General features: G+C 27.7%; 18 protein-coding genes. 7 read left to right on the top strand and 11 right to left on the bottom strand.

Features of this window, described 5'->3' with window-relative positions; all coding sequences use genetic code 11:
* Positions 1-91: 91 nt before the first annotated feature.
* Positions 92-727 carry a response regulator transcription factor gene (locus Q0714_RS01545; protein WP_298262533.1) on the bottom strand — a complete coding sequence of 212 codons (636 nt, stop codon included), beginning with the start codon at positions 725-727 and terminating at the stop codon, positions 92-94.
* Between the two features lie 62 nt (positions 728-789).
* Positions 790-3,768, bottom strand: a complete 2,979-nt coding sequence (locus Q0714_RS01540) for a two-component regulator propeller domain-containing protein (protein ID WP_298262532.1) — start codon at positions 3,766-3,768, stop codon at positions 790-792.
* A gap of 236 nt (positions 3,769-4,004) precedes the next feature.
* On the opposite strand from Q0714_RS01540, the gene Q0714_RS01535 reads away from it, so the two are divergent.
* Both Q0714_RS01535 and Q0714_RS01530 read left to right on the top strand, forming a co-directional pair.
* The gene (locus Q0714_RS01535) at positions 4,005-4,337 is read left to right on the top strand and encodes a hypothetical protein (protein WP_298262531.1); all 333 of its coding nucleotides are present in this window, start codon (positions 4,005-4,007) and stop codon (positions 4,335-4,337) included.
* A gap of 143 nt (positions 4,338-4,480) precedes the next feature.
* Complete coding sequence (locus Q0714_RS01530; RefSeq protein WP_298262530.1) at positions 4,481-4,810, top strand: hypothetical protein; 330 nt, start codon at positions 4,481-4,483, stop codon at positions 4,808-4,810.
* 86 nt (positions 4,811-4,896) lie between these two features.
* Here the strand turns inward: Q0714_RS01530 and Q0714_RS01525 are convergent, their stop codons facing one another.
* The gene (locus Q0714_RS01525) at positions 4,897-5,337 is read right to left on the bottom strand and encodes a cold-shock protein (RefSeq protein WP_298262529.1); all 441 of its coding nucleotides are present in this window, start codon (positions 5,335-5,337) and stop codon (positions 4,897-4,899) included.
* Positions 5,338-5,648: 311 nt separating this feature from the next.
* On the opposite strand from Q0714_RS01525, the gene Q0714_RS01520 reads away from it, so the two are divergent.
* The 4 genes from Q0714_RS01520 to Q0714_RS01505 all read left to right on the top strand — a co-directional run bounded on the left by Q0714_RS01520 (position 5,649) and on the right by Q0714_RS01505 (position 9,275).
* The gene (locus Q0714_RS01520) at positions 5,649-5,927 is read left to right on the top strand and encodes a DUF3817 domain-containing protein (RefSeq protein WP_298262528.1); all 279 of its coding nucleotides are present in this window, start codon (positions 5,649-5,651) and stop codon (positions 5,925-5,927) included.
* A 67-nt stretch (positions 5,928-5,994) separates the two neighbouring features.
* Positions 5,995-7,410, top strand: coding sequence for an aldehyde dehydrogenase family protein (locus Q0714_RS01515; protein ID WP_298262527.1), 1,416 nt, complete (start codon positions 5,995-5,997; stop codon positions 7,408-7,410).
* 100 nt (positions 7,411-7,510) lie between these two features.
* On the top strand, positions 7,511-7,939 hold the full coding sequence (locus Q0714_RS01510; RefSeq protein WP_298262526.1) for a hypothetical protein: 429 nt from the start codon (positions 7,511-7,513) through the stop codon (positions 7,937-7,939).
* Positions 7,940-8,042: 103 nt separating this feature from the next.
* On the top strand, positions 8,043-9,275 hold the full coding sequence (locus tag Q0714_RS01505; protein ID WP_298262525.1) for a glycosyltransferase family 4 protein: 1,233 nt from the start codon (positions 8,043-8,045) through the stop codon (positions 9,273-9,275).
* Between the two features lies 1 nt (position 9,276).
* On the opposite strand, the gene Q0714_RS01500 is transcribed toward Q0714_RS01505, so the two are convergent.
* The 6 genes from Q0714_RS01500 to Q0714_RS01475 all read right to left on the bottom strand — a co-directional run bounded on the left by Q0714_RS01500 (position 9,277) and on the right by Q0714_RS01475 (position 15,032).
* The gene (locus Q0714_RS01500; RefSeq protein ID WP_298262524.1) at positions 9,277-9,675 is read right to left on the bottom strand and encodes a thioesterase family protein; all 399 of its coding nucleotides are present in this window, start codon (positions 9,673-9,675) and stop codon (positions 9,277-9,279) included.
* 369 nt (positions 9,676-10,044) lie between these two features.
* Positions 10,045-10,200, bottom strand: coding sequence for a hypothetical protein (locus Q0714_RS01495; protein ID WP_298262523.1), 156 nt, complete (start codon positions 10,198-10,200; stop codon positions 10,045-10,047).
* Between the two features lie 11 nt (positions 10,201-10,211).
* On the bottom strand, positions 10,212-10,523 hold the full coding sequence (locus Q0714_RS01490) for a CAP domain-containing protein (RefSeq protein WP_298262522.1): 312 nt from the start codon (positions 10,521-10,523) through the stop codon (positions 10,212-10,214).
* 582 nt (positions 10,524-11,105) lie between these two features.
* Positions 11,106-11,552 carry a MarR family winged helix-turn-helix transcriptional regulator gene (locus tag Q0714_RS01485; protein ID WP_298262521.1) on the bottom strand — a complete coding sequence of 149 codons (447 nt, stop codon included), beginning with the start codon at positions 11,550-11,552 and terminating at the stop codon, positions 11,106-11,108.
* Positions 11,553-11,945: 393 nt separating this feature from the next.
* A complete protein-coding gene (gene typA / locus Q0714_RS01480) occupies positions 11,946-13,715 on the bottom strand; it encodes a translational GTPase TypA (RefSeq protein WP_298262520.1) in 1,770 nt (589 codons plus the stop codon).
* Positions 13,716-13,865: 150 nt separating this feature from the next.
* Positions 13,866-15,032: a proline dehydrogenase family protein gene (locus Q0714_RS01475; RefSeq protein ID WP_298262519.1), complete on the bottom strand. Its 1,167-nt coding sequence runs from the start codon at positions 15,030-15,032 to the stop codon at positions 13,866-13,868.
* Between the two features lie 88 nt (positions 15,033-15,120).
* Here Q0714_RS01475 and aroB point away from each other — a divergent pair, with 88 nt between their 5' ends.
* Positions 15,121-16,188 carry a 3-dehydroquinate synthase gene (gene aroB / locus Q0714_RS01470; protein WP_298262518.1) on the top strand — a complete coding sequence of 356 codons (1,068 nt, stop codon included), beginning with the start codon at positions 15,121-15,123 and terminating at the stop codon, positions 16,186-16,188.
* On the opposite strand, the gene bshA is transcribed toward aroB, so the two are convergent.
* Entirely contained in the window at positions 16,185-17,318 is a 1,134-nt protein-coding gene (gene bshA, locus Q0714_RS01465) for an N-acetyl-alpha-D-glucosaminyl L-malate synthase BshA (RefSeq protein WP_298262517.1), read from the bottom strand. The genes aroB and bshA overlap by 4 nt on opposite strands.
* A 120-nt stretch (positions 17,319-17,438) precedes the next feature.
* On the bottom strand, positions 17,439-18,284 hold the full coding sequence (locus Q0714_RS01460; protein ID WP_298262516.1) for a transketolase: 846 nt from the start codon (positions 18,282-18,284) through the stop codon (positions 17,439-17,441).
* Positions 18,285-18,298: the final 14 nt, after the last annotated feature.

The raw sequence follows: 18,298 nt of genomic DNA, 5'->3' as shown, positions 1-18,298 counted from the left end.
AAAGAGTTATGATTACAAATATAAAAAAAGCCACCTTATTGAAAGTGGCTTTTAAAGCTTGATTAACTAATAATTGTCTATTCTTTTAATCTTATTTATTTAAGTACATTTTAACAGCTCCTAATTTACTATTTACATGAAGTTTTTTATAAATATTTTTAGCATGAAATCTTACAGTGTCTATAGTTATAAATAATTTATTGGCTATATTTTTAAAAGGCAAACCTTCAGAAAGTGCTTGTAAAACTTCAATTTCTCTAGCTGATAGTTTTTCAAAACCATCAACTTTATGTGATTTTTGAGGATTAAAGTAATGAATTATTTTTTTAGCTACTACAGGAGAAATTGGCGCACCTGCTTCTAAAGTTTGTAACACTCCATTTTTTATAGATTTTAATGGCGTATTTTTAAGTAAATAGCCATCTGACCCAGCTTTTAAAGCATCAAAAACATGTTTATCATCTTTATAAATAGTCAACATTATAATATAAACATCAGGATATTGATGTTTGATATGATGAATTCCTTCTATACCAGACATGCCTGGAAGATTTATATCTAAAAGTATCACCTTTAAATCTGGGCTGTTACCAATGCATTTTAGAAATTGTTCAACAGAATCGACAGCAATTTTACAAGAAAAGTTAGGATCACTATTAAAATATAATTCAATTCCTTCTCTTATAATTTTATTGTCTTCAATTATGGCAACATTTAAAACTTCCATTTTTTTAAAATTACATTAAATTTAAATATCTAAAAATAGTAAACAACTACATTTTCATGTAGTTATTTATTTAAATAATCTATCCAAAGTTCTATTGTAAACCCATCCTTTGTAAAAATTTCAAGATGAGATTTCATTTTAACTGCACGTAGGCGCATATTATTTATACCGTTTCCATTTAATTTATCTCTAGTCAAACTGATATTTTTACCATTATCCTGTATTCTTAATCTTATACTTTTTTTGTCTTTAAAAAAAGAAACTGAAACATGTGTTGCGTTAGAATGTTTAATAATATTTGTAATGGCTTCTTTAAATATTAAAAATACATGTTGCCTATAATCTTGTTTCAATAAAATTGATTTTTTTTCTTCAATAGCATCTAAATTAAATGTAATATTTTTTGGTGTTAACAACAAGTACATCACATTATTCATTCGGTCAGATAAGTTTTGTAGGCTATTATTCCTTGAATCTATTGCCCAAACTATATCACTAAGGGTATCAACTGCTTCTCTGCTTTGAATTGAAATTTGACTTAATACTTTATCTTTAGCTTTTATTGTTAGCTTCTCACTTAATAATTCTGCTCTTATTGCAATCCCTGTTAAAGCACTACCTAATTCATCATGTAAATCTCTTGAAATTCTTAATCTCAACTCTTCCATTTTTTTGATGTGTCCTAACTCATACCTCCTTATAGAAAACCCTATTAGAACCATAAACCCTCCTAAAAAAGTTATAAACCACCATCTTTTATAATATATTTGCTTTACTGTAATTGGGATTTTGATACTTTGTTTACTCCATTTTCCATAGTTTGTAGAAGCCATAACTTCTAAATTATACTCTCCAGGAGGTAAATTTGTAAAAGATAAAACATTTGTTTTACTCAATAGCCTCCATTCGTTTTGTAAACCTGAAAATTTATATTTGTACTTATTATTTTCTGGCTGTAAATAATCTGAAACAGAAAATTCGAAATTAACAAATGTATTATCATATGGTAAAGTTAAAGATTTAAGGTTATTATTATCAATATTAATAACCATTGTTGAATCTTTTGTTGAACTGTACCAACTTACTTTTGTTATATTTAATTTGAAGTTGGTAATATCTGTATCAAAATCTTCTGGAAAAAAACTAGAAATCCCATTTTGACCTCCCATAAATAACTCACCGTTTTTAGACTTTAATTGCGATGATGAATTGAACTCATTATCTGCTAAGCCATTAAAATCATAAAAATTAACAAATAAATTATTTAAGGTATCTAAACGAGAAAGCCCATGTAAGGTTCCAACCCAAATATCATTTTTAAAACCAGGCAATATAGAATAGGTAGTATTATTACTTAATCCTTGAAATTCATTAAATATTTTAATCCTATGAGTATTAATATCATATTTTAAGATTCCATTAGATTGTGTTGCCAACCATAATGTTCCCTTGTTTATTAAAATTGTGCGAATCTCATAGAAAATACTTCTTATTTTTGAAACGTTAACCATCATTAAGTCATTGTTATTGTTATAGATAACCTTAAGATGAAACAAACCTGTACTAGTTCCTATCCATAAACTTCCTTTTTTGTTACTTTTAATATCGTAAATTATATCTTTATTTAAATTATCATTAGCTAAACTTTCAATCTCTCCTTTTTGGGAATTGTAATATTTTAATCCATTTCTTGTTCCAAACCAAACAATATCATTTTCATCCTTAAATATTTTAAAAATATGATTGTTGTAATTGTTAAATTTATTTTTTTTAAAATAAGGCCTTAGAACATTTGTTTTTTTATTATAAATTCCTAATCCTCCTCCTTGTGTACCAACAAAAAGATTTAAAGAGTCTAATTCTAATAATGAAAAAGGGCTTGAATTTATTTTGTTCGTCCAATTTAAATTTTTAAAAGTTTTAGATATTGAATCATATTTAAATAAATCAGTTTGATTTACCGTATAAATATCATTATTCACATCTTGAATAATAGACCTAATTTTATTGGCTTTTGAAAGTTCTAAAGAGTGTAAATGATTTCTAAATAAATTTTGCTTTTGCTTAAATTTATATAGCCCTGTTGTAGTTGCAATCCATAATAAACCTGTACTATCTACAAAAAAAGAATTTATCCAGGTTTCACTTTTTCCAATATTAATTTTTAAAAAAACATTATTTGTTTCTAAACTAAATAGATAAAAAGTACCGTTATTTGTTCCTAAATAAACTTTATTATTTTTATCAGTAAATGCTAGACCTTGCAAATTTTCTTTTTCATTAAATTTAATACCTGCATCAACAAAGCTTTGTGTAGTTAATTGGTATTTTAAAATTTTATTTTCTGTCGCTAAATAGGTTACAGAGTTTTGCTGGAATAATGTTTGAGAGCTTTCTTTTGATGTTCTAATTATTTTTACTGCAGATGAATTTATAAGTGCTATTTTTTTTATATTAGATTCTAACTCTGTAGCCTCAATAATTAAATTATTATTTGGCATCTCTAAAATTTCATTAATTGTTGAATTTGTTGAAACATCTTTTATTTTAAAATTTTGAAAATGATTATTCCCTAAATATTTACTTATTGAATTGGTATTATAACCTATCCAAATAGTATTATTTTTATCTTTAAATAATTTTGTTACATAGTTGTTTGGAATAGATCGTTTATCATTTTCCAAATGAATATAACTTTGCATTACTTTTGTATTTAAGTTTAATACATTAATCCCTCCTTTAGAGGCAATCCACAAATTATTATTATCAATTAATAGGCTTCTTATATTATTATCTAAAAGGGATGGATTTGAAGTTATATTATATGCTATAAAATTGTAGCCATCATATCTGTATAAACCTAAATTTGTTCCAATCCATAAAAACCCATTTGAGTCTTGCTCAATACTTATAATATTATGGTTTTGGAGTTTAGTGCTAATCGTTACATTATCAATAAAACTAAATTCTTGAGCTTTTAAATTTATAAATGAATTTAAAAACAATAAGAAAAATAGTAAATATCTAATAATCAACATCATGGTAAAAGTTTAATAAGTAACAATTATTTAACTTCTATGAAAGGTACTATATTTTTTTACACACAAATATAAAACATCTAAAAAAAAAGTCTATTTAATTGAAAACTACATTATTATGTAGTTGTACTCACCTCTATTAAGGTGTAGTTTTACAAAACTAATTATGATATAGCTATAAAAGTTAGTAAAACCAATAATCAAACAATTACTAAAATTTAAATTAAAAACTATCAATTATGAAAAATGTTAAAGTATTATTACTAGCCTTCGCCTTTACTTTTGGAACACTTGCTTTATTCGCTTTTGAAACTACACCTGACATACCAGTAAAAGAAATTAGAAGCCAAATTATTGAACTTTTTGATACTCCTGAATTTTATGTTGCTGAAGATATCAATGTTCAAATTAAATTTTCCTTTGATTCTGAAGGTAAAATAGTCATTTTATCTGTAGATTCAAAAGATCCAGAAATTTTAAAATATGTTCGTAAAAGTATGAATCATAAAGTTATATATACTCCAGGAGAAACGGATAGAGTATTTACAATGCCGTTGAGAATAACCAAATAACAACCATTAATTAAAACAAAAAAACTTAAGCTGATAAAGTTTAAGTTTTTTGTTCTACTAACTAAAAACTACATTTATATGTAGGTGACTTTATAAAATTACTATTGTAACTTTATATGACCAACGAATTAAAATCTATTATTATGAAAAATATTAAACTATTATTATTGATTCTAGTCTTTGGAACTTCAAGTATTTACGCTTTTAATTCTGATTCAAAAAAACCTAAAGATAAATTTAAACCAATGACTCAAATTATAGTTTCATACTCCAACGGTTTTAGCGGAATGGAAGGAAATAATATATTATATTTTAATCACAATTTCAAAGGGCATTTATTCACTGAAAAAGTGGTTTCAAAAAAATATTCTGTATTAACAATTATAAAAGAAAAATTGAATTATAAAAAGTTTGAAAAGCAAGCAATAAAAAATCATTCTTATTTACTACCTGAAATTGCTTTAAAAGAATAAAAACTATGAAAAAAAACTTAATTAAAACTTAAAAAGACTCAAATTTATTGGTTTGAGTCTTTTTTAATTTATATTTTCTCAGCGGATTATATTTTTTTAACACGAACAGCATTCATCCCTTTTAAACCCTTTTCTAATTCAAAAGAAACTTTATCATTTTCTTTAATTTCTTCAGTTAAACCACTCACGTGAACAAAATATTTTTCTTGCGATTGGTTATCAATTATAAATCCAAAGCCTTTAGAAGTATCAAAAAATGAAACTTTACCTTTATAATCAGTAGCTTCATCCTCTCCTCTATCTTCTTTCTTAGGAATTCCAATTTCTATACTTGAAGCATCCACTTTTACTTTTTTGGAAGGATCTGGAGGTGTACTTGTAAGTTGTCCGAATTCATCAACATAAATAAATTCACTATCTTGACCGCTTGCTTTACGTTCCTCTTTTCTAAGAAGTTTATCTTTCTTTTTCTTTAATCGTTTTTTTTCTCTTTCTTTTTTCCCAAAGGTTTCTTGTGATCCTGCCATTAATTTAAGTAAATTATATTTTTAGTTATACTACCAAATTTTTATTAAGGTAATTTAGTTGTTATTATAACACTAATAAAATGTTTGCTAACTTAATTTATTTAACTTAAATTTTACAAAAACAAACCAAGTGAAGGTAATAACTTGTTTCAACTTTATACATTGAAAATAAATGCTTCTAAGTGAAACTTTTGCAAATATAGTATTTTAATTTATTAAACATTTAAATTATTTTAACGACTTTAACAAACCTTTTTGCTTTATTAAACTTTAGAATCTTATTTTTGCTGACTAATTTATAAAATTAACAAATGTCATTTTTAACTATTTTTAGATCAATCGCATTTTTAGAAGGTCTATCCTATCTATTACTTTTATTCATTGCAGTCCCTATTAAATATTCTATGGGCAATGAAAGTTATGTTAAAATGTTAGGTATGCCTCATGGTTTTTTATTTATTGGTTATGTTGTAGTAGCATTTTTAATAAAATCTGATTATAAATGGACTAATAAAGAGTTTTTATTTGTATTGGCAGCTTCAATAATTCCTTTTGGCACATTTTATATTGATAAAAAATATTTGAAATAATTTATTTGCTACTTTTAGGTTTTACCTAAGTTTTATATAACTTTAAAACTTTTTATAGGTCATTTATATGCAAAATTTAAAAAGTAAAGAAGCATTAATTAAGTTATTTAATAATCAGCAAAAAAATCAATTTTATGTTGGAAATTCCACATATAAACAACGTTTAAAAAAATTAAACGCCTTAAAAAAAGCTATTGAAAAAACGTATAGAACAAAAATACAAGAAGCCTTGTATGCTGATTTTAAAAAGCCATTTACTGAAACCGATTTAACCGAAATTTATCCTATTATTAGTGAAATTAAGCATGTAAAATTTCACTTAAAATCTTGGATGAATAAACAAAGAGTTGCAACTCCAATTGCACTTTTAGGTGCTTCATCTTATGTAAAATACGAACCAAAAGGTGTGTGTTTAATTATTTCTCCATGGAATTTTCCTATCAATTTAACATTTAGTCCATTAATCTCTGCTATTGCTGCTGGAAATACGGTAATCATTAAACCATCAGAACTTACACCAAATACTTCGCATTTAATGAAGGAGATTGTTGAAGAGCTATTTGATGAACAAGAAATTGCCTTAATAGAAGGTGAAATAGAAACTTCTCAAGAGCTTTTAAAATTACCATTTAACCATATTTTTTTTACAGGCTCTCCATCTGTTGGAAAAATAGTTATGAAAGCAGCAGCAAAAAATCTAAGTTCTATAACTCTTGAATTAGGTGGTAAATCTCCAACTATAGTTGATAAAACTGCCAACATTAAAACAGCCGCTAAAAAAATCATTTGGGGAAAATTTATAAATAACGGACAAACTTGTATAGCTCCTGATTATATTTTAGTACATCAAACCGTAAAAAGTGAACTTTTAAAAGAGTTGAAAAAACAAATCAGTAATTTTTATTCAAACAATCCAGCTGCTTCAAGTTCCTACTGTAGAATTGTAAATGAAAAACACTTTAATAGGTTAAAAGATCACATTTTAAAAGCTAAACAATCAGAAGCTTCCATTGAATTAGGTGGAAATTTTAATAAGGATGAAAATTATATAGAACCCACAATAATTAGCAATCTACCTATAAATTCAGATTTATTACAAGAAGAAATCTTTGGACCCATTTTACCAATTATTAGTTTTCAAAATTTGAATGAAGCTATTAATTATATAAATTCTAAAGAAAAACCTTTAGCACTTTATATTTATACTAAAAGCAATAAAACAGCCAATTTTATTATTCATAATACAAGAGCTGGTGGTACGTGTATCAATCATAATATCATCCATTATTCAAATCACAACCTCCCTTTTGGTGGATCAAATAATAGCGGAATAGGTAAAAGTCATGGGTTTTATGGTTTTCAAGAATTTTCTAATAAAAGAGCCATTTTAAAACAACACACAAAAGGAAGCATTGAGTTTTTATTTCCCCCTTATTCAAAACTTAAACAGAAACTTATTAATTTTACAATTAAATGGCTTTAATTTTAATAAATGTATAATTAAACATGTTAATTTTATGAATAGTAATTTATTTTAATTAATTTGGTTGTCATATAATCATCTAACTTTTAAACTATTTATTATGACAAGTTCAAAAAAACCAACAACTGTATTTTGGATAATTAGTGTTTTAGCCCTTTTTTGGAATATTATGGGGGTGGTTGCTTATTTAGGGCAAGCTTATATGACTGATGAAGTTTTAACAATGTTGCCCGAAGCTGATCAAGCATACCACAATGGGGTTCCAGCTTGGGTAACAGCTGCATTTGCTTTAGCTGTCTTTTCTGGTTTACTCGGATGTGTAGGATTATTAATGAAGAAAAAATTTGCCACTACGCTTTTTATGTTATCACTTATAACAGTTATAATTCAATTTATTTACAATGCATTTATCCAAAATTTTGTAGAAGTCACTGGATCAAAATTAATGATGCCTATTGCAATAATTGTAATTGCAATATTTTTAGTTTGGTTTTCCAAAGACGCTACTAAAAAAGGTTATTTATCCTAAATTAATGAAAAAGAGTAACTCAAAAAGCTTGAAATAAATTTCAGGCTTTTTTTATCCTTAAATTCAAATTTAAAATACAAATTGTTTATACATTTGAATTTGTATGAAAAAAATAATAATTATAGGATTTGTATGGCCAGAGCCTAATTCAACAGCAGCAGGTAGTAGAATGCTCCAGCTAATCCAGCTATTTTTAAGTAATAATTATAAAGTTACATTTGCTAGTGTAGCTTCACAAAATGAAAAATCGTATAAATTAGAAGCATTAGGAATTGAAACTAATTCTATTCAACTCAACAGTGCTAGTTTTGATACATTTATAAAAAAAATAAACCCTGAAATTGTTTTATTTGATAGGTATATAACAGAAGAACAATTTGGATGGCGAGTAGCAGAAAATTGTCCTAATGCACTTAGAATTTTAGATACTGAAGATTTACATTTTCTTAGAAATGCACGTTTTGTATCCTATAAAAAGAAATGCGAACTCACACCAAACTTGCTAATTAATGACATTACTAAAAGAGAAGTCGCTAGCATTTATAGATGTGATTTAACACTAATTATTTCAAAATATGAATTGAAATTGTTAAAAAAAACATTTAATATTCCTAAGCAATTACTGTTTTATATTCCTTTTCTATTTGATTCCATCTCTGAAAAAGCATTTAAGCTCTACCCTTCATTTGAACAAAGAATAAACTTTATGACTATTGGAAATTTTAAGCATGAGCCAAACTGGAATGCAATTGTATATTTAAAAGAAACTATTTGGCCATTGATCAGAAAAGAACTTCCTAAAGCAAATTTAACTATTTATGGGGCATATAGCTCTCAAAAAGTAGAACAACTCCATAATAAAAAAGAGGGGTTTTTAATTGAAGGCTGGGTTGAATCTACTGAAAAAGCATTTTCAAATGCTAAAATTTGCTTAGCCCCATTGCAATTTGGAGCTGGTTTAAAAGGTAAATTAATTGATGCTATGAAGTATGGAACTCCAAGTATTACGACTACTATTGGAGCTGAAGCAATGCATCAAAAATTACAGTGGAATGGTTGTATTGAAGATGATCCAAAGAAATTTGCTGAAAGAGCAGTTGAGTTTTATAAAAATAAAATGTTGTGGAAACAAGCACAGCAAAATGGTGTTAAAATAATTAACCAGTGCTATCTAAAAGAAAAATTTGAATCTAAATTTATAAACCAACTTGAGTATGTACTAAAAAATATTGAGTTACATCGGTTCAATAACTTTATAGGAGCTATGCTAACACATCATACATTAAAAAGTACTAAATATTTATCTAAATGGATTGAAGAAAAGAATAAGATTTAAATTATTTTTTTACTTCGTTTAATATTTTTAGTATTTCTTTTGGAATTCGTATGGGCTTCATATTTTTCTTATCTAATAAACACCAAATAGTTTTAGCTTTTGCAATTACTGTATCATTTCTAAAAATCTCCACAAATCTCTCAGACTTTACTCCGTACGAATCGCCCACCCAAGTAGTTATCTCTATTTTATCACCTAATACTGCTGAAGCTAAATAATCTATTTCATGTCTTAATACTACCCATACAAAACTATTTTCAAAAGCGTTGTTTGTTAAAAAACTCCAATGCTTTTCAGATGCTTTTTGAACCCATTTTACATAATTTATGTTATTTACGTGATTCAAATTGTCTAATTCTTCTTCTTTCACAAAAAATGAAAAACTGTAAATATTTTTCATAAAATACATTTTTAAATCATTTATTAACAATAAATTACAAATAAAATAAAAATAATACTATAATATTTATTGTTTTTATTAATCTTATATTATAAATTTACTGACCTTAAAAAGTTCAAGAATATTTTAAACTTTTAACATTATTCTCAAATATGGTTAAAAGATTTACAGTCGTAATGCTTGTATTTAAAAAAATTTTCGTGGGGACGACAGTTTTTTTCAAGATTTTGCGGCTGTTTTAAAGTAAACACATGTGTTATCTAAAAACAGTTGTAAATTAAAATCTTACTATACTACCGTTGTGGGGACGACAATTAAAAGATTTTTTACAACTGTTTTTTTGTGGGAACAACAGTTTTCTTCAAATTGTTAGAGCATTACGCAACAATTTACCGGCTTTATTAATTTCCCTTTTTTGCTTTCAAATTCAAAATAAGGAGTTAATGTATTTACATAAATTCTTTTTAATTTTTTTGAAGATTTATAACTTCTAATTTGTTCAATTTTTTCTTTGAATGATTTCATAATTCATTTTTTTATCGTTTAATGAATATTTGTGTAAAATAATTTTTCCCACTAGCATTTTTAGCGGTTGAAATTCCAAAATGTGTAAAACTAGCATTCTCAATTAAAGCCCTATGAGAATCACTATTTAGCCAACTTGCTAAAACTCCTCTAATAGTGTTATATCCATAAGCAATATTTTCTCCAACAATTTTGGCATTAGCTAATGAAGGCAATTGTTCTTGCCTTTCATTAAAATAAAGACCTTCTTCTTCTTTTGAACATGAGGTCAAAATAATTGCCGTAAAGACTAGCAATATCATTCTAATTTGAATAATTTTCATTGGGGTTAGGGGTTTATTAATAATATTTTCAATAAAATACAGCCGCAACAATTATCTTCTTACTAACCGTTGTGGGGAGGTTGGGTGTTGATAAATATGCTGCGACTGATTTTATAAATACTTATAAATTCAACTAATTTTCGTTTATTCATAATAAAATAATTAGTTAAATCGATAGTATTTATCTTTACCATAGATTTTGATAAAACTCTATGATAAAACCTACTATAGAACATAGCAGAGTAGGAAATAATTATTAATAGGGTTAATAATAGGGAGTTCATGCTTTTGGGGTTTTGGGCTTGTTTGGGTTGATTTATTTACTCTTCAATATGTCTTTAATTTTTAAAAAAAGAGGTAGAATCAAGGGTCTTACTAACCATCTAACTTTTATATAAAGCATTTTCGGATTGCTTTATTGAAGTATGTGATTCCAGAGAAACTACCTCCTAAGGGTTGATTTACTTTTTCATAAATTCTTACTGTTCTTACTATTTTTAATTTAAAACTTACTTAATCACTAATTATGGGGTAATAATTAAATGTTTAAAATAAATTATCTTTTGTCTTTGGGCGTTGATTTTATTTATTCCTTATTTTTTCCAATAATTTATTGAGTGTTAAAATTTCATTATTTGATAAATTTTCAACAACACTATTTTCAAAATCTGTGTGTATTGCATCAATCTCATCTAATAATTTTAAACCTTCTTCAGTAATGCTAATATCAACCTGCCTCCTATTCTCTTCATTTTGCACTCTTGATATCAATCCTTTTAATCGTAATTTTTCAACTAAACGTGTTGTATTACTGTTTTTACTAACCATTTCAGCTGATAACGCTAAAAGATTTGTTGGTTTACCATTTAACTTTCTCAAAGAACGTAAAACTTGATATTGTTGAATAGATAAGGCATATTGTTTTAAATGATCTGAAAATTTCTCATTCATCCAGTTACCTGTATGCAATATGTTATCAATTGTATAAGCAGGTAAGTTTAACTCATCCTTTTTATCATTTTTATTCAACTTCGGGGGGACAACAATTATCTATACTACTATTGTATAGACATCAAATGTATATACAATTATTTTAACAAACAAATTTTTTGATAAAAAAATTAAATTAATTACTTCATTTTTAATTCAATATTTTATTGATTTTAAGTAATTTAGAATCTTAAAACCTTTTAAACACTAGGGATTTAAAAGGTTTTAAGTAATTTTAATTAGAAAATTAAAGTTTTAAAAATTGAATTATAGATTCAAAAAAAGAAAGCTTTCTGTACATATAAATTTTATTAATAAATGGAATTTAATTATAAAATTAAGTATATTTTTATTGAAAAGCGTACTATAAACAACCCAAAAAGCTCTTCCAATTATTTTGAAAGAGCTTTTTATATTTTTGATATTAGATAATTATCTAAATGTTATTTTACGCATACGTAAACTTTGTGGAGTTACTTCTAAATATTCATCCTCTTTAATGTATTCCATACATTCTTCTAATGAAAAATCAACTTTAGGAGCAATTTTAACACTATCATCTGTACCTGATTTACGTACATTTGTTAGTTTTTTTCCTTTAATAAGATTAACAGACATATCTTCTTGCTTATTATTTTCACCAACAACCTGTCCTTTATAAATTTCTTGATTTGGGTCTATAAAAAATCGACCTCTATCTTGAAGTTTATCTATGGAATAAGCAGTCGCTTTTCCTGTTTCAGCTGAAATAATAGCGCCATTATTTGAAGTTGCAATTTCACCTTTAAAAGCATCAAAACCACGTAATCTATGATTAATAATAGCTTCTCCTGCAGTTGCAGTTAATATTTTATTTCGTAAACCTATTAAACCTCTAGATGGGATATCAAATTCTAAATGCTGTAAATCTCCTTTTGGTTCCATTACTAATAAATCCCCTTTTCTAAGACTTACTAAATTAATGGCTTTGCTTGCTGATTCTTCAGGCACATTAATTACTAAAGTTTCATAAGGCTCACATTTCACTCCTTCAATTTCTTTAATAATAACTTGTGGACGTCCAACTTGTAGCTCATACCCTTCTCTCCTCATTGTTTCAATAAGAACAGACAGATGAAGAATTCCACGACCAAATACATTAAATTTATCTTCAGTATCAGTTTCTTCAACTCTTAAAGCTAGATTTTTTTCGATTTCTTTAAATAATCTATCACGTAAATGACGAGATGTAACGTATTTACCTTCCTTGCCATAAAATGGTGAATTATTGATGGTAAATAACATACTCATTGTAGGTTCATCAACTTTTAATCTAGGTAATGCTTCTGGATTTTCTATATCGGCTATGGTATCCCCAATGTCAAATCCTTCAATTCCAGTAATAGCACAGATATCGCCACTTCTTACTTTAGCGGTTCTATCTTTCCCTAAACCTTCAAAAGTGTGTAACTCTTTGATACGAACCTTTTTAGTACTCCCATCTGCCTTACAAAGCATATAGTCTTTTCCCTCCTCTAAATCTCCTCTGTAAACACGTCCAATTGCTATACGACCTACAAATGATGAGAAATCTAACGATGTTATTTGCATTTGAGGAGTTCCTTCTTTATATGGGGCTTCTGGAATATTTTCTAAAATAGAATCTAATAATGGAATAATATTATCTGTTTCTTCGTTCCAATCATAATTCATCCATCCATTTTTAGCTGAACCATAAATAGTCTTAAATTCTAATTGTTCTTCCGTTGCATCTAAAGCAAACATAAGATCAAAAACTTTTTCATGAACTAAATCTGGTGTACAGTTTGGTTTATCAACTTTGTTTACAACTACTATTGGAGTTAAGCCAAGTTCGAGAGCTTTCCCCAAAACAAAACGAGTTTGCGGCATTGGACCTTCAAAAGCATCAACTAGTAATAACACTCCATCTGCCATTTTTAAAACACGCTCTACTTCTCCACCAAAATCCGCGTGACCAGGGGTATCAATAATATTTATCTTAACGTCTTTATATTTTACTGAAACATTTTTAGATAAAATAGTAATACCTCGTTCACGTTCTAAATCGTTATTATCTAATAATAAATCGGTACGCTCTTTACGCTCGTCTAATAACTGAGCTTGGTCAATAAGTTTGTCAACTAAAGTAGTTTTTCCGTGGTCAACGTGCGCTATAATAGCTATATTTCTGATAGATTGCATGTTCTGATTTTTAAAGCGCTGCAAAAGTAGTTGTTTTATTTTGTTTTACACTATAAAAAATAAAGAAACATTCTTACTATAATTAATTGATTTACAGTTAAATAAAAAAAGAGCTGTTAAATAGCTCTTTTTAAATGAAAATTTTAAGTTTTAAATTTTACGCCTTTCTCTTTCTGTTTTAAGTAAATTAAGCTCTCGAGTTGTTTGTCCAGCAACAGAAGTATTTTCTTCTGCTCTTCTAATTAAATAAGGCATTACATCTCTAACAGGTCCAAAGGGAAGGTATTTTGCAACATTGTATCCATGAGCGGCTAAATTATAACTTATATGATCACTCATGCCATATAATTGTCCAAACCAAACTCTAATGTCATTTTTATCTAAACCAGATTTTGCTATTAAATCCATTAATAAATAACTACTTTCCTCATTATGAGTTCCAGCAAAAATAGCCATATCATCAATATTTTTATACATATAGGTTAAAACATCATTATACATTTTATCGGTAGCAGCTTTATTTTCACAAATTGGATCTTTATAACCTTTTTCTTCAGCTCTTTCTCTTTCTTTTTCCATATAAGCTCCTCTTACTAGCTTCATACCAATTTTAAAACCTTCTTCTTTAGCTCTTTTATGTAAATTTTTAAGATAATCTAATCTATCCCAACGATACAACTGTAAAGTACCAAATACAATCACTTTTTCTTTATTGTACTTTTTCATCATTTCTTCAATCAAGTCGTCAGCAGCATCTTGCATCCAGGTTTCTTCTGCGTCAATTAATAATGGAACGTCTCTTTCGTAAGCTGCTTTACTAACAATATTGTAGCGTTCTTTAATTCTTTTCCATTCAATTTTTTCATGAGCATCTAATTCTTCACCTTCCGTGATTTTTTGATAAATTTTAAATCGTCCAAACCCTGTTGGTTTAAAAACCGCAAATGGAATACTTTCTTTTTCTGTGCCAAATTTTATGGTATTTAGCGTTTTTTCCATAGCTAAATCAAATTGTTCTTCAACTTCTTTTCCTTCAGCTGAATAATCTAACACAGAATGTACATTTTTAGTATACATTTTATCAATTGTAGGCATACAATCTACCTCTGTAACTCCACCACAAAAATGATCAAAAACTGTGGCTCTAATAATACCTTCAACAGGTAAGTGGGTTTTCAGTGCAAATTTGGTAACTGCTGTACCAATTTTAACTAATGGTTCTCTCTTAATCATTTCAAACAAATAATAAGCTCTATCTAGCTCAGCATTTGTCTTTAAAGCAAAAGCAACCTCTGTATTATCAAATATTTTTTCCATTGTAAATTTGTTGTTTACACAAAGATACTTCCTAAGAGTTTATTTTTTCATTATTTTACCTTTAATTTGCACATCAAAATTATCCAAAATGCAACCAATTTTATCCAATAATTACTTTGTTCAATTTGAAGCTCAATCTTATATTGAATTAAACCGCTATTTATCTGAAAATTTACCATCAACCATTTTTATTTTAGTTGATGAAAATACTAATAAATATTGCTTACCAATTTTATTACAAGAAATTGAAACTACCAGTAATATTGAAATTATTGAAATTGAAGCTGGGGAAATTTATAAAAATTTAGATACTTGCATTGGTGTATGGGAAGCCTTAACTGAATTAGGGGCTGACAGAAAAAGTTTGCTTATAAATTTAGGAGGTGGAGTAATTACAGATTTAGGTGGCTTTGTAGCTTCGTGTTTTAAACGTGGTATTTCATTTATAAATATTCCTACAACACTTTTAAGTATGGTGGATGCTTCTGTTGGAGGAAAAACAGGTGTAGATTTAGGAGTGCTAAAGAACCAAATTGGATTGTTTTCTGATCCTGAAATGGTACTTATTGATCCTAGATTTTTAAATACCGTTATAGTTCGTGAAATTAAATCTGGTTTGGCTGAAATTATTAAATACGGCTTAACTTATGATGTTAAATTATGGAGTGAAATAAAAGATTTTAAAGAATTGAATATTAATAATATAAGCAATCTAATTTATCGCTCTATAGAAATTAAAAATGAAGTGGTTACCACCGATCCAAAGGAACAAGGTTTACGGAAGGTTTTAAATTTTGGACATACTTTAGGACATGCAATTGAATCTTTTTTCTTAGAATCTGAAGACAAAGAGAATTTAACACATGGTGAAGCTATTGCAATAGGAATGATTACAGAAGCTTATCTATCAAACAAACTTCTTAATTTTTCAGAAAATAAAGTTCAAGAAATTAAAGAAACATTATCAACTATATACGATAAAGTAGCTATTAATCCATCTGATTTTGAAGCGATACTTGCTCTTTTAATTCATGACAAGAAAAATATAGGCGGTCAAGTAAATTTTGTGTTACTTACTGATTTTGAAAAATTTAAACTTGACTGTAAAGTTGATAAAGCCTTATTAATTGAAGCTTTAAATTTTTATAATAATTAACAACAGTCAGCAATTACTTCTCTATACACTTCTTTGTAAGAAGGAAGGATGTTTTTTAAACTAAATCGTTTTGCTTGTTTTAACGCATTTAATTTAAATTGTTGCAACCTATCCAAATCTTCCAAAATATAGACTCCATTTTTTGCCATATCATCCGTATCCCCTACATCGCTTAAAAAACCTGTAACGCCTTGTATATTAACTTCAGACAACCCTCCTGCATTGGTTGATATTACAGGGGTTCTAGCTGCCATAGCTTCTAAAGCTGCTAATCCAAAACTTTCTGTTGCTGAAGGAAGTAAAAATAAATCAGAATAACATAAAAGCTTATTGACTTCATTACTATTTCCTAAAAACAATACTTTGTTAGAAATACCCAATTTTCTAACTTGTATTTCTAAATGTTCTCTATCGGGTCCTTCACCAACTAATAACAGCTTAGATGGTACTTCTTGTTGAATTTTATAAAAGACATCTATTACGTCAGAAGCTCTTTTTACGGGTCTTAAATTACTTACATGTGCAATAATCCGCTCATCTTCCCTTGCAATAGTATGTCTTTGACATTCAGGTGATTTAATTTCGGGATATTTTTCAAAATCAATAAAATTATGAATTACTTTAATCTCCTTTGTTATATTAAACAATCTTAAAGTATCTTTCTTTAAGCTTTCAGAAACTGTTGTTACTACATCAGAATTATTAATACTAAATTCAACTGCTGTTTTATAATTAGGATGACTCCCAACTAAGGTAATATCTGTTCCATGCAACGTGGTTACTACCTTAATATCTATTCCTTTTTCTTTTAACATTTGCTTTGCCATGTAAGCTGCATACGCATGTGGAATGGCGTAATGCACATGTAATATTTCTAAATTATACTGTTGCACAACTTCAACCATTTTACTCGACAAAGCCAATTCATAGGGTTGAAAATGAAATAATGGATATTCTTCTACAAATACTTCATGGAAGTGAATATCGTTAGATATAAAATCGAGACGCACTGGTTGTTTATACGTTATAAAATGAACATGATGCCCACGTTGAGCTAACGCCATTCCTAACTCTGTTGCCACTACTCCGCTTCCTCCAAAAGTTGGATAACAAACAATTCCTATTTTCATTTAATTAGTTTAAATTATTTTTTTGAACAGACGTAAAGATAAATGTAATCTTACAAATTATTAAATGTAAAACAATAAATAAATCATAAAAAAATCCTGCATAAAGCAGGATTTTGTTTTTTAATAATCTCCTAAAGTTTCAGGATTTTGATTTAAAGCACTTTCTAATTGAGCATCACTTGGTGGTTTTCCATGCCAAGCGTGGGTATGCATCATAAAATCAACTCCATTACCCATTTCAGTATGTAATAATATACAAACTGGTTTTCCTTTACCAGTAATTGCTTTAGCTTCTTTTAAGCCTTGTTTTATAGCTTCAATGTCATTCCCCTTTTCAACTTCTATTACAATCCACCCAAACGCTTCAAATTTTGCTTTTAAATTACCTAATGGCAATACATCATCAGTTGCGCCATCAATTTGCTTTAAATTGTAATCTATAGTTGCTATGTAGTTATCAATATTTTTACCAGCAGCGTACATTGCCGCTTCCCAAATTTGACCTTCTTGCATTTCACCATCTCCATGTAAAGAATAAACTAATTTATCATCTCCATTTAACTTCTTTGCTTCAGCTGCTCCAATTGCAACACTCATACCTTGTCCTAATGAACCTGAAGCAACTCTTACTCCTGGTAAATTTTCATGTGTAGTAGGGTGTCCTTGCAAACGTGTATTTAATTTTCTAAATGTAGCTAATTCACTTACTGGGAAAAAACCACTTCGTGCCAATACACTATAAAAAACTGGAGAAATGTGTCCGTTAGACAAAAAGAATAAATCTTCGTTTTTACCATCCATACTAAAATTAGTAGAATAATCCATGACCTCTTGATATAGAACCGTTAAAAACTCATTACAGCCTAATGAGCCTCCTGGATGCCCTGACTGTACATCATGCACCATACGAACGATATCTCTTCTTACTTGTTGTGCAAAATCTTGCAGTTGTTGTGTAGTTGACATTTTTAATTATTTAA

Source organism: uncultured Lutibacter sp., assembly GCF_947493565.1.
Lineage (GTDB): Bacteria > Bacteroidota > Bacteroidia > Flavobacteriales > Flavobacteriaceae > Lutibacter > Lutibacter aestuarii.
Note: the sequence above shows the minus strand (reverse complement) of the source record. Positions and strands in the feature narration are given on the sequence as shown.